The sequence below is a fragment of the Aeoliella mucimassa genome (assembly GCF_007748035.1).
Lineage (GTDB): Bacteria > Planctomycetota > Planctomycetia > Pirellulales > Lacipirellulaceae > Aeoliella > Aeoliella mucimassa.
In genome coordinates this window covers 3,120,017-3,133,576 of the sequence record NZ_CP036278.1, presented here as the reverse complement: position 1 = coordinate 3,133,576, position 13,560 = coordinate 3,120,017, and the positions used below count along the sequence as shown (strand labels likewise).

Genomic DNA, 13,560 nt, shown 5'->3' with positions numbered 1-13,560 from the left:
ATCGAAGAGGCAACCCCTAGAGAAACGCCATGGATCCTAAGTTCGTCACAATGGACGACGCTGCTCAGCAGCTCAACATTAGCCCCGATCAACTAAACGCTCTGCGTGAGCAAGGTAAACTACGTGCCTATCGCGACGGGAGCAGTTGGAAGTTCCGTAAAGAGGAAATCGAACGGATGCAGGCCGAAGGCATCCCTCAGCTCGATGCGGAAGACTCGGGAATCAATCTTGATTTCGACGACCTGACGCTTGGCGATGATCTTGGGTTGGACGACAGCAGCGACGGCAGCGATTCGATTGCCGACGACATGGAGCTGACCACCAACGATCCCTCTTTCAGCGACATTCAACTCGAAGACGATGACGAGTTGGAACTCGACCTGACCACCGGCAGCTCGGCCGACGTCACTTTGAATCTCGACGACGAGTCGCCTGCTCCTCCGACACAGGTCTCGAGCAATCCTCCGAAGCCCCCCGTGGATGAGGAAGACGACATCCTCGACTTGGAACTCGACTCCGGCGACGATCCCGAATCGATCCTGCTCAGCGAGTCCGAACTCGGCGACTCGCCCGACCGTCCGCCAAGCACTATTATTGGTCGCTCGGATCTGGATGACGCCCTTGATCTTGAACTGGCTAGCGATTCCGACGCGGCAAAAAGCGATGTCCAGCTCGCTGACTTGGAAGATCTCGATTCCAACCAAGGTACTGGCGATTTGCCAGTGGGCGAAGCTTCTGATAGTGCTTTCGATAACATTGAAGAGCTCGAAATCGACCTCGAAGCCGAATCGAGCCGCATTCTGAGTCCTGAAGACGTCGCGGCCGCTCAAGCTGCTGCCGCCAGTAACCAGGCTCAGCAAAAAGCGGCTGAAACCAGCGACTTGGATCTCGATTTAGACGACGATTACGGGTTAGTAGGTTCCGATATCGGTCTGTCGGGACTCGATGGCGATAAATCGGGCTCCGAGCTCAGCCTCGACGATTCCCCCTCCGGCGATGTTGGCTTGTCGGGTTTGTCAGCTCTGGAATTGGACAGCGACGATGACGACGACGACGATGATTTCGTACTCGGCGATGGCAGCGATGTAACTCTGTCGGCTGCCGACAGCGGGATCAATTTGTCGCCAGCCGACAGCGGTTTGTCTCTCGACGACGCGGCCCTCGATCTGGCTGGCTCGTCCATCGGCAGCGGCATCGACTTCGGCGAAGCCTCCGGTTTGGTGTCCGACGAACCGATGGGCGACTTTGAGCTAACGCCGATGGAAGAAGACGCCGGGGCCGACGACGAAGACGACAGCTCGCAGGTGATCGCTCTGGATGCCTTTGAAGAGAACCAGGAAGCCGACGACCTGCTCGGCGGCGGTGGCGACGACGCCGCTGCTGGCATGGGCGCGGCGGCGATGCCGGCTGGAGCGGGTTTCTCGCAAACGGCCGTCGTGCCCAAGGCCGAAGTCCAGTTCACTGGCTGGCAGGTGGTGTTCCTCACCATGTGCCTGGTGCTGCTCAGCTTGTGTGGCATGATGGCCCTGGATGTGGTTCGTAGCATGTGGAGTTGGGAAGAACCGTATGCGGTCAACAGTTCGTTGATCGATAGCCTAAGCGGATTCCTATTCCCCTAGGCCGGCGACTTCCATCGGGTGCGACAATCGGTCGCACCCATCCGAACGCGGGTGTACTTGCGCGCGGTGGCGGCACTATAATGCCGAAAACGCACACTGGGATATTGGATCCCGCTGTGTACGCCCACCTTGTGCCTCCCATCCGGTGATGCCATGCCTTTTCGGCCAGCTTGTACTCTCTTTGCGCTAACTGTCTGCCTGCTGTGTATCCCTTTAATGGGTTGCGACAAGGCGCCTGAAATCACTAGTTACGATGTTGCTCGCGAAGCAGAGCAGCCGGTGACTAGTGTTCCGACGATGCCGCAAATGCCGATGGCTGCTTCGCCTACGCCGCAGCGCATGCTAGTGGCTACTTTCTTGCGAGGCGACAACGCGTGGTTCGTAAAGACCACCGGCTCGCCGGATGCCATCGCCGAAGCGGCAGGCAAACTGCGCGGATTCGTCGACCAGATCACCCTGCCGGAAGACGATCCAGGGGCGATTCGCTGGACAGTCCCCGAAGGCTGGCAAACCAAGCCACCGACACAGTTTCGCGAAGCAACTATTGTGCTGCCGGAAGGAGATCCGCCGCTAGAAATCGCCATCAGCAAACTAGGCTATGACGGCAGCGATGTGGATGCCTACCTGCTAATGAACCTCAACCGCTGGCGGGGACAGCTCGGGCTTTCCCCGGTGGAGAAGGTCGACTCCGCAGCCGGCATGGAAACCATCACGGTTGCCGGAGAAAAGGTCTGGATGTTCGACGCCACTGGCAACTCGTCCGGCTCTGGCATGTCGGCCCCGTTCGCCCCATTTGCCCAAGGAGCGTCGGGCATGGCTCCTCCAGCCACCTCGGCTCCACCTGCGACGTCGCCCCCCGACAGGCCTACAGCGAAGCCTGAGCTGAAGGTCACCATTCCCGACGATTGGCAGCTTAGCGATCGAGGTAGCATGGGTAGTCGAAGCTACTTAGTTGGCGAAGGCGACCTGCAAGCCACGGTGAAGCTCTCCGACTTTGCTGCTTTTGGCATGATGGGCGACCCGCTCTTCAACCTCAATCGCTGGCGTGGTCAACTAGGGCTCGGCGAGGTCACCCAAGACCAAATTGAGCAAGAGACTGAACGCATCGAAATCAGCGGTACCCAAGGTTGGCTGGCCACCATCAATCGAGACGACAACAGTGAGCGGATGCTGGCTGCCATGGTCGTGAAAGATGGACACGCTTGGTTCTTTCAACTCACCGGTACACCTGAAGCGGTGGACGCCAACCGCGAAGCCTACGATCAACTTCTGGCAGCAGTTGAAATCGCTAGTCCAAGCATGGAAGAAGGGAAGGGCGAATAAATGGCCACTGCAGAAGTCATCGAAAATAATCCTCGCGTCACCTCCAACGGCACCCCACCACATAAACCAGGGGAGCAGAGTCCTCTGTTGTTGCTCTGGAAGTGCTTAGCTTCTCTTAAGCTAACCGTCGTGCTCCTCGTGTTGCTCATGATGCTCGTCATGGCAGGCACGCTCGCTCAGAAGGAAAACGACATCTGGAAAGTCGTGAACGAAGGGTACTTCCGCGTTTGGTTTGCCAAGATTGAGTTGCAGATCATCCCCACTCTGCTCGGCGTGTTCAAGCCGAACAAGCTTGATTGGACTGGGCATTTCCTCTTTCCCGGCGGGTACCTGATCGGCGGAGCCATGGCAATCAACCTGCTTGCCGCCCATACGCTTCGTTACAAAGTACGCGCCCGCGGAACTCGGTTAGCTGCTGCTCTGTTGGTCCTAGCCTTGGGAACGCTTGCTACCTGGCTGGTGATCTCCCGCGCACTCGATTCGGCGTACGAGGCGAGTTTGACCTCGGAGTTTTCCGCGAACCTGTGGAATCTCTGCCGGGGAGCCTATGCCGGCTTGGTCTTGGGCGCCGCCTACTTGCTTTCGCTCGCTTGGGGAAAGATCCGTAAGCCGGAGTGGTTCACCTTGGCCGCGCTCAACGTAGCGATGCTCGCGGCAGCGATTTACTTGTTCGTAAACCCTGAGATGCGCATCCCCGATGCCGGCATGCGCATCGTATGGCAAGGGCTGCAAGCTTCGGTCGCAGGCAGCCTGCTGCTGGCCGCGCTGGCGTTGCTGTTCGACAAACGTAGTGGAGTCATTCTGCTGCACATCGGCATTGCGATGCTCATGGCTCATGAGTTCTACGTGGCCGAAACCAATGTCGAAGCCAAGATGATCATCCCCGAGGGGGGCTCGGCCAATTGGGTGTACGACGACCGCGAAACGGAGCTGGCCATCATCGATCGCAGTTCCGAGGAGACGGATCACGTGACCGTGATCCCAGGCGAGCTAATCGCCAAAGCGGCTGAAGCCTCGGCCGATTCCGAAGACCGGGTGATCCGTAGCGACGAACTGCCAGTCGACGTGAAGGTGGTGGAGTACTTCCCCAACATGACCATCGCCCCCCAGGCTCCTCCCACCGGCGAGTCTCCGTTGCGTGGAGCCGCGCGTACGATCGAGGCCAAGTCGGCCGAGGTGAATCCGCAGCAAGTCTTCCCCGGGGCCTACATCGAGTTGCTCGACAAGAAGTCGCAAGAGTCTCTCGGCCAGTACCTGGTGACTCTGTTCTTCGACAAAGAGCCGACCATGTTGTTCGGCCCAATGTTCCAAAGCTGGGCGGGCTACCCCACTGGTTCTGGCGAACAGGTCGTCGAAGGCAGCGATACTCCGCTGGCGATCTCAATGCGATACAAGCGTATCTACAAACCTTACGATATCGCACTTCGCGATTTTTCGTTCGATAAGTTCGCCGGTAGTAGTAAAGCGAAGAACTACTCGGCCGATGTGACCCTTACCGATCACGAAACCGGTAGCGTGATCGACTTCCACATCTTCATGAATAACCCGCTCCGCTATCGTGGCGAAACCTTCTACCAGACTGGTTTCGATCAATGGACGGAGAAGACAACCATCTTGCAGGTGGTGGAAAACGAGGGTTGGATGGTGCCGTACATCGCTTGCGCTGCAGTGGGTGTCGGCATGCTGGTGCACTTTGGAATCATCCTGTTACGATTCCTCAATCGCCGACTACGCGAATTGAATCAAACCACACCGGAACCTACCGAAACGTTCAGCGGCCAGTGGCTGCGTTCCGAAATCGTGGTACCAGTAATCGTGGGGACGTTGACGCTGGCGATCTACGTAGGTCTGGCTCGTCCGAAAGAACCTGAGGCCAATGGCATCTCGCTGCAATCGGTAGCGACGCTGCCCGTGCTCGACGAAGCCCGCGTGAAGCCTTTCGACACCGTAGCCCGCAACATGCTGCAGTGGTTCTGCCAGCGTCAGGAAGCCAGCGTTTCGTTGGAAAACAAGCGCGATCGCATTAGTGCAACGCAGTGGCTCCTCGACGTGGCAACCGGCAAAGAGGTCGCCGACAAATACTACGTATTCCGCATCGTGAACCCCGAATTGCTCTCTACCCTCGGACTCGATGCGCGGCCTGGATTCTATCGTTACTCGGCAAGCGAGATCCGTCAGAACCTCGACAAATTGATCGCCCAAGCGCGAGAGGCCGACCAGGTAGACCCTCAGTTCCGTTCGCTCTATCAGAACGACATCATGGAGCTCATGGATAAACTGCTGGCGTATCGCAAGGTCCAGAATGCTTACTCCGTACCGATGACTCAGTCGATGGAGTCCGACAGAGAGACCTTTAAATCCTTGCAACAGGGACCCAAGGTCCGCGCGGTGGTGCCGACGAGTGTTGATGGGGAGTGGCAAACTGTTTTCGAAGGCACCCTCGACTATTTGATGTCGGCCGCGGAACAGCGTCAGACGAACGTCCCTGCGCGACCACTGGCCGCTGCGATGATCGAATGGTATCAGGACCGGCCTGAGAAGTTCCTCGAGGCAATCGATCAGTACCACCTGTATGCGAAGGCATACGAGGCAGAACTCAACGCTCCGGAAAACTCGCTGCAGGTCTCGAAGATGAAGACCGTCGAAAAACTCGACTCCGACCGCATTGCGTTCGAAGCGTGGTTCAACGGGGTAGCCCCGTTCTTTTACGCCGCGATCATGTATCTGGTAGCGATGATTCTTTCGGCTTCCTCCTGGCTGGTGCTCCCCAAGACACTCGGGCGCAGTGCGATTGCGATTGTCGCGGTCACGCTGGTCTTCCACACGCTGGCCATTGCCGCGCGGGTGTATATCTCCGATCGACCACCGATCACCAACTTGTATACGACCGCGATCTGTATTGGTTGGGTAATGGTGCTGTTGATGCTGGTTTTCGAGTCGATCTTCAAGCTCGGATTCGGCAGCTTTGTGGCTTCGGCGGTGGGCTTCACCACGCTGTTGATCGCCCACTACCTTGGTTTGGACGAAGATACCTTTACCGTGATGCAGGCGGTGCTCGATACGCAATTTTGGCTGACCACCCACGTGCTGTCGATTAACATTGGCTACGCGACCACCATGCTGGCTGGCTGTTTTGGCATCGTGTACGTCATCGGCGTGCAGGTGCTCAACATGTTCAGCGAGAAGGAACGCCGGCAGATTTACGGGATGATGTATGGCTCGCTCTGCTTTGCCATCCTGTTCAGCTTCATCGGTACCGTGCTCGGCGGACTGTGGGCCGACGATTCGTGGGGACGTTTCTGGGGCTGGGATCCCAAGGAAAACGGCGCCCTGTTAATTGTGCTTTGGAACGCGGTTGCTTTGCACGCCCGCTGGGACAGAATGATTGGCCCTCGCGGACTCGCACTGCTGACCATCCTGGGCAACATCGTGACCGCGTGGAGCTGGTTTGGCGTCAACCAACTGAGCGTGGGACTGCACGCGTATGCCTTCCGCCCGGACCTGGCGTTCTACCTGTGGTGGTTCATCGTGAGCCAGATGGTACTGTTTGTGATCGGACTGATACCGTGGCACTTTTCAGGGCCTGCCCCAAGAGTGAAATAGGGCAACCTAAAGAACAAGCTGGTAGCGATGAGCAATCGCTGGATAAGGGGTGCAAGCTGCTTAACAGCATCGCGACTTAGGCCAAACGCAACTTCGATTCAATAGCCACTACGGTTTCTTCCAGGTTCGCCTTGCCGCTGCTGGAAGGGACGCGAGTCGATTGCCCCATTTGCGATTCAATACGGCGATGAGCTGAGATGACCGTGCTGTGTCGACGGCCGCCGAAGTACTCGCCGATCTCGCGCCAGCCGGCGCGGGTGTACTTGCGGGCGAGCCACATGGCAAGCATTCGCGGTTCGGTGACCGACTTCAAGCGGCTCGACGAGCGAAGCGTCTTGGCGGCGATGCCAAAGTGGTCACACACCACGCGTTGAATGTCGTCCATCGCGACGCAGCGGGTCGTTTGATGGTTAATCTCGCCGGCGATGTCTTCAATCAGGTTCAGATCAACGGCCTCGCCGAGCAACTCATGACGAGCCCGCAAGCGTTCGACGGCTCCCAGCAGCTCGCGAGCACCGCTCGTGACGCTGCCTGCCAGACGCTGCAGGGCGGCTTCCTCAATTGGCAACCCGATCGCATGGCAACGGCGGCGAGCGATTTCGAGCCGCGTGGTGTAGTCGGCCGCAGTGACTTCGCAAACCAATCCCGCACGCAGACGCGAGAGCAACTCGTCGCCGAGCTTGGCAATGTTGCCAGGCTCCTGGCAACTAGCGATCACGACCTGCCCACCCGCAGCGGTAACGCTATCGATGGTGTGTTGTAATTCTTCAAGGGTGGCCCGCTTGCCGGCCATGAAGTGCAGGTCGTCGATCAACAGCAGATTCGCGCCGCGACATTTTTGACGAAAGCTCGGCAAGCCGCTGCCACGAAGGGCTTCTACGTAGGTGCCGACAAACTGCTCGGCCGTGAGCGAGAGCACGCGTGCGCGGCGGAACTTATGACGGTAAGCATGCTTGATGGATGCCAGAAGATGCGACTTGCCGGTGCCGGGAGGGCCCCAGATCACTAGCGGACCACCGACATGGTTCCCAGCGGCCAGTTGCACGCCAGCCCGCACTGCCAGCTCGTTCGAGCGTCCCACCACCAACGAAGCGAAGGTTCCTGCGGTGGAAGGTTCGGCGGCTGGCGGAGTGGATGCTGGTTGAGCCTCTGCAGCTTCGGAGGGCTCGTGTACGCGGAGCTTGGGCTCTGGCTTCGCGACGGGTTGCGGAGCCATCTTCGGCCTTACTGGAGTCGCTACGGCGGTCTCATCGACACGCAACACCACCCGGGCATCGCCGCCAACGAGTCGGCGTGCGGCTTCCATCAGATCGCGATTCAGATTTCGTCGCGCAGCGTCGCACAGGAAGCCCGATGCGAACAGCATGTCGATGTTACCGGAATCGGTAAGCGAAATCTTTGTGTCGTCGGCAACCCATAGATCAAACCGATCACGGCCGACATGATCGGCCAATTGGTCACGCAGCCCGACGCCTTCGCCAGGACCTTCCATGATGTTCCGTCCTTGTTCGATATCCCTAGCTTTCCTACAAGGCAATACTCATCCTTCGATCACCACGACTTGCATGTCGCAGCATCGATGCGGCGTGGCCACTGAGTATCGTACTCCGCCCCGTAAGAAAGGAGTTTTAAGGCCAGGGGTAAGGTTAGATACCCCATTGGCCATGATTCGTTTGTCACCCGAGTCGACGATTCTACGACTGCTAGCACTCAAGTCAAAGGGTTGACATTAGACGAACTGAAGTCGAACTCCGAACGCGCGAAGCGCTGCTGAAATTCATCGAGTTTTAACAGAGTATTCGCCATGTCGAGGGGCCAGATTTTTTTTCTACTAGCGGTGCTCACTTGTGGATAACTTGTGTGAGCTCGACCTGGCCAAAGTATTTCGCAGATAAATGCCCGCGCAGTAAGAATTCACCGCCTTGCGTATCTTGTGCGGACTGCACGCTTTACAGGCCGTCGACACTTTTGACATAGGCTACACGTCGGGTCCATTCGGTGTAACCGGCTTGGCTGTACATGGCCAGCGCGGGATGATTTGCTGCGTCGGCGGCCAGCACAATGTGATCGACTCCCGCGCGACTTGCTCGACACTTCAGCTCGGCCAGAATCTTTCCCCCGATCGCTTGCCCTCGTGCTTCGGGAATCACTCCCATGTACACCAGTTCCCATTGGTTGGCCTCGGGGTAGGGAGCCATCAGCAACACCCCAACTGGTTGACCGTGCCAGTGCACGATGCTCCAGAGATTCGGATCGTGCACGCCGATCGTGCGATAGCCGTCCATCACATCGGCGATGTTCCGCCGCCCCTCGAGATCGGGGCAATCGAGCGTTTCACGATAGGTAGCGGTGGTAAGCTGTTCGAGCAGCGCGGGATCGCTGCTGCTGGGAACGAACTCCAGGGCGGGTTCTACCACCGGCTCGCACCGCGGCGGCACCGTGAGCAGTAGATAACAAAGGTCGGCTAGATGCGAAAAACCGACCGACTCGAGAACCTTAGTAAATGGTTCGTCGCTACGGTGCAATAAGGTTTGCACCAGAGAGACCGGAAGCACAGCCGCTTGCTGTAAGGCGGCCTCGGCCAAACGTTGAGAGACTCCCGCAGGGGCGTGCTCCGCGACGGCCGCCGGCCAGAGCGTCGCGGTGCGCCCGACTTGTGGCTGCAGCCAGATGCTGCCAAGCAGTTCGCTGGCTTGTTCGGCAATCACCAACCCCGCGAAGACGTCGAATCCTTCGCTCGCTAGTGGACGCAGCAATTCGATGATACTGCCGCGCTGCTCGGGATCGACCGATCCCAGCACCATTCGCAGTGCATCGCGATGCAAGTCAGCCGGACATGGTCGAATAAGGACTTTACTCATGCCATGCAGCATAGCCGAACTTATCGAAAGGTGTTAGCTCGGCCAACGCAACTGCGGGACCGGCTGCTTCTTGGGAGCCGAGGCATCTTTCGGGGCGGACGACTTCGCCGCGTTCGAACTGGCGGTTCCGTTTTCGGTAGATGGCACCACCGACTCGGCAGGGAGCACCGGTTGCGGTGGTCCCTTGGCCTCCTCACCCAACAATCCTGGCGGCGGGGGCGAAGTGGCTGGTTTCTCTACCGCGGCCAACTGCGGCAAAGGATACTTCACGTAGCGGCCAGAACCAGGGCGGTTGATCTCTAACTCCAACGAGAAACTATCGTGCGGCGAAGTGGCCCACAGTACCGATTCGGGCCAGGTTCTTAGTTCGCTCAGCACCTGGTTGTTTTCTCTCACCTGATAGAGTTGCTCGCCGGCCACGCGAGGTGGTGCCGGACGGAACCCGTATCGCTGCACTAACAGGTTCACCAGCTCCGTGGTATCGGCGGTCTTGCCGACCAACCGGATCTTGTCGGCTTGCCCGGTGCGATTGAAGTAATAAGTCAACGAACCAGCGACATCGGTCATGCGGGTACCGCTGACCAAGGGAACGCGAATGCCAAACAAATCGACATCGGACAGGCCGGTCGACTTGCGAGCCCACCGGTGATACACCCACTCTTTGTTGACGTCGATCCGTAGGACTTCGGCCAAAGAATAAGTCGGCAATCCCTCTAACGGCGCGCGGCTTACGTAGAACTGGTCGCCAGGGCTGTTGGGCATGGCGACGTCCGATACCGTGATGGCGGGTGCGGCCACTGGAGCCGAAAGTTGCGGTTCTCCCGGCGCGGTGGCCGCCTGCGGTGCAACATTCCAGGTATCTGCCTGGTCGACAACGTAGGGCACACCTACCGCTGCTCCAAGCAAACCGGCTAACATAACAGGGCGGGGGGGCATGACTGAAAACTCGCATTCCATCTGTCAGGATTTTCGCGCATCTTATGAGGGCGCTGTTCTCCTCATCGGCACCGGCGGGCAACCGCCTTTGCTTTGTCGCCGCTCGTCCTTGCAACAGTTAGAACCGACTTCAGTCGCCAGCCCAGATAACACGCTTCGCCCAATTAGGTAGACCCTGCGGCCCGACCATGTCCAAACCTGCCGACCTGAACCTCAACGACTGGCTGCTGCGCGGCAATGGCGACAAGTGGCTTGCTTTGGCCAGTTCGGCGGAGCTCTCTTCACTGCAACTCACGACGAAGCTTCGCGAATCGCTGACCCAAGAGCAGACCCACGGGGTACTCGAACTAGCAGAACTGCGCCAACGCGCACTCCAGAAGTTCACCGCTGCGGAGAAAATGTTCTTCACGCGCACCTCGTTCGAGCAGGCGACCGACCAGTGGATCGCCCAATACAAGGCGGCGAGATTTGCCGATCGCGGTCACGTTGCGGATCTCTGTTGCGGAATCGGTGGCGACGCGCTCGGTCTGTTGCAGGTGGCCAATAAGTTGACGCTCTGCGACCGCTCGCCGGAACTAGTGAAGTACGCGGCTCGCAACCTCGCCGAAGCGTATCCCGAAGACGTAACCCCTACGGTAGTCCGAGTAGGCGATGTTACTGAATTAGCACTCGGCAGCTACGGGGCTTGGCACATCGATCCGGATCGCAGGGCGGGGGGTAAGCGGACCACGCACGCTGAGTTCCAGGAACCCTCCGACGTGGCCATCGACACGATGCTCACCTACAATCCCCACGCGGCTATCAAGCTGGCGCCGGCCTGCGAAGTGCCACCTCGCTGGGCTGAGGCTGGTGAATTAGAATGGATCAGCCGCGACGGAGAGTGTCGCCAACTGGTGGTCTGGCATGGTGAGCTAACCGAAAGCCACGGCCAACGACGGGCCACCATGGTCAAAGCAGCCGATCACGAAACTACCGTGGTCCGTACCTTGGTTGGCTCCGGCGACTCCCCCATGCCAGCCGACGAGACAATTGAACACTACGTTTACGAGCCCGATGCGGCGGTGCTTGCCAGCGGACTGGCCAGCGAATTGGCTCAAGAACACCAGTGGTGGAGTTTTGCCTCGACCAGCGGTTACCTTACTGGTACCACGTTAGTCGACGAACCAGCGACCAGCCGGTTCGAAGTGCAAGAAGTACTACCACTAAATACCAAGAAACTCGCCCGCTACCTGCGTGTACGGAACGTCGGGCAACTAGAAATCAAACACCGCGCGGTCGATCTCAACCCTGAACAGCTACGTCGAGAACTCAAACTCGAAGGCGATAATCGGGCGACGCTACTGCTGACACGAGTCGGTGAGAAGCGTATTGCGATCGTAGCGAACCGCGCTGGAGACCTATGAAACTAGCCTTTAGCTCTAATGCGTATCTTCAGCATTCTGTCGAAGAGACGATTCGCCGTATCGCATCTTTCGGATACACCGGCATCGAAATCCTGGCCGATGTGCCTCACGCCTGGCCAGCCGGATTATTGCCTGAGCAAATCGACTCCCTTCGTCGAGCACTGGAAGAACATGGCCTGGAAATCTCGAACATCAACGCATTCATGATGAATGCCGTGGCCGACCCTCGCCAACCGTATTGGCATCCCGGCTGGACTGATCCCGATCCCCATTACCGGGCGATTCGTCGCGAGCATACCAAGCGGTCGCTGCTGCTGGCTTCGGAGCTAGGGGCTCCACATATCACTACCGAACCAGGGGGACTACTCGCCGAGGGACAAACTCGCGCCGAAGGGTTCGATATTTTCTATGAAGAGTTGATGCCCTGCCTGGAAGTGGCTGCCGATCTGGCGATGCCGCTGTTGATTGAGCCAGAGCCAGAGCTACTAATCGAACGTTTTAACGAATACCTTGAGTTTGCCGATCGTCTCGATTCGCCTTACGTCGGGTTGAACTTCGATATCGGTCATGCGTACTGCGTGGGGGAGGATCCTCAGGACTGGGTCGAGAAAATGGCCCCTTACACCGTGCACTACCACCTGGAAGATATTGCCGCATCGCGCAAGCATCAGCATCTCATTCCAGGTCACGGAGCCATCGATTTCGATGCAACGCTCGCTGCCATTCGCGACACCGGATACGACGGTTGGCTTACTGTGGAACTCTATCCATACATGGATAATCCCGATGAAGCAGCCCGCGAGGCGTTTCGATATCTCGACGCGAAACTAGCCAAGTAGGTGACCATGCCGTTTACCACACTGCGCAGCTACGCTGAACTGATGCGCGTCGCAAATGTGTTTACCTCGGTATCCAACGTTTGGATGGGAATGATCCTGACCACGGGATACTTGCCGGGGTGGTCGGCCGTTGGCATTTCGCTCGCCAGCGCGCTGATGTACCTGGCCGGCATGGTTTTGAACGACGTGTTCGATCATCAGATCGATGCAGTGGAGCGTCCTGGTCGTCCGATTCCCAGCGGGCGTGTGTCGCTCACTTCTGCGAAAATCCTCGGCTGGGGACTACTCGTTGCTGGGCTGATCGCTGCAGGGCTAGTTACTTTTTACGTGCAGTCCTATCTTCCAATCGCGATGGCCATCTGCCTGAGCCTTGCCATCATCGGCTACGATGCCGGGTTGAAACAAACCTGGCTCGGGCCTTTTGCGATGGGTATGTGCCGAGTATTCAACGTACTTCTGGGCATGAGCCTCGTAGGTCTGCCAACAGAGTGGAGGCTACCCGAAATCGCGAGCCTCAACCTACTTCCTGCCTTTGCGATTGGTCTCTACATCATTGGAGTTACCTGGTTCGCTCGTGACGAAGCCGGCGAAGGCAAACGACGCACCTTGGTGATGGGAAGCCTCACGGTACTTGCCGCCATGGTGCTATTGGCCACGATGCCTTGGAGCGACGCTCCGGCGGTCCATGGTTTTCGAATCGATTCGACTGGGTGGTTCATTCTGTGGTTCGTTGTCGCTGGAACCATCTTGCGACGCATGGTCGTGGCGATCCTGCAGCCAACTCCGCGTAACATGCAGCGAGCGGTTGGCAACGCGATTCTCTCGCTCATTACGATCGACGCGGCGATTAGCTTGGGCTACGCCGATCCTTACTGGGCGTGCGCCGTGCTGGCGCTCGTCGCCCCGGCGATGCAGCTTTCGCAGATGTTCAAGATGACTTGATGCCTGTGGAACTTGCCTTCGGAATCCTTCAACC

Annotated in this window: 9 protein-coding genes; 6 read left to right on the top strand and 3 right to left on the bottom strand. The window is 58.1% G+C overall.

Translation table 11 applies throughout. The annotated features are described in order from the left end of the window. Positions 1-29 precede the first annotated feature (29 nt). From Pan181_RS12610 to ccsA, 3 genes are all read left to right on the top strand, one after another. A complete protein-coding gene (locus tag Pan181_RS12610; RefSeq protein ID WP_145247170.1) occupies positions 30-1,619 on the top strand; it encodes a helix-turn-helix domain-containing protein in 1,590 nt (529 codons plus the stop codon). 216 nt (positions 1,620-1,835) lie between these two features. Continuing rightward, positions 1,836-2,942, top strand: a complete 1,107-nt coding sequence (locus tag Pan181_RS12605; RefSeq protein WP_145247169.1) for a hypothetical protein — start codon at positions 1,836-1,838, stop codon at positions 2,940-2,942. Continuing rightward, positions 2,943-6,545, top strand: coding sequence for a cytochrome c biogenesis protein (gene ccsA / locus Pan181_RS12600; protein ID WP_145247168.1), 3,603 nt, complete (start codon positions 2,943-2,945; stop codon positions 6,543-6,545). A gap of 76 nt (positions 6,546-6,621) precedes the next feature. Here ccsA and Pan181_RS12595 read toward each other — a convergent pair whose 3' ends face one another. From Pan181_RS12595 to Pan181_RS12585, 3 genes are all read right to left on the bottom strand, one after another. After that, positions 6,622-8,037, bottom strand: a complete 1,416-nt coding sequence (locus tag Pan181_RS12595) for a DnaA ATPase domain-containing protein (protein WP_145247167.1) — start codon at positions 8,035-8,037, stop codon at positions 6,622-6,624. Positions 8,038-8,494: 457 nt separating this feature from the next. After that, positions 8,495-9,406 carry a GNAT family N-acetyltransferase gene (locus Pan181_RS12590; RefSeq protein WP_197529215.1) on the bottom strand — a complete coding sequence of 304 codons (912 nt, stop codon included), beginning with the start codon at positions 9,404-9,406 and terminating at the stop codon, positions 8,495-8,497. A 33-nt stretch (positions 9,407-9,439) separates the two neighbouring features. Beyond that, the gene (locus tag Pan181_RS12585) at positions 9,440-10,324 is read right to left on the bottom strand and encodes a DUF6690 family protein (RefSeq protein ID WP_197529214.1); all 885 of its coding nucleotides are present in this window, start codon (positions 10,322-10,324) and stop codon (positions 9,440-9,442) included. A 206-nt stretch (positions 10,325-10,530) separates the two neighbouring features. On the opposite strand from Pan181_RS12585, the gene Pan181_RS12580 reads away from it, so the two are divergent. From Pan181_RS12580 to Pan181_RS12570, 3 genes are read left to right on the top strand one after another with little or no spacing between them, the layout of a single operon-like run. After that, entirely contained in the window at positions 10,531-11,745 is a 1,215-nt protein-coding gene (locus tag Pan181_RS12580) for a class I SAM-dependent methyltransferase (protein WP_145247164.1), read from the top strand. Then, complete coding sequence (locus Pan181_RS12575) at positions 11,742-12,584, top strand: sugar phosphate isomerase/epimerase family protein (protein ID WP_145247163.1); 843 nt, start codon at positions 11,742-11,744, stop codon at positions 12,582-12,584. Before Pan181_RS12580 ends, Pan181_RS12575 begins: the two co-directional genes overlap by 4 nt. Before the next feature lie 6 nt (positions 12,585-12,590). Beyond that, positions 12,591-13,526, top strand: coding sequence for a UbiA family prenyltransferase (locus Pan181_RS12570; protein ID WP_145247162.1), 936 nt, complete (start codon positions 12,591-12,593; stop codon positions 13,524-13,526). Positions 13,527-13,560: the final 34 nt, after the last annotated feature.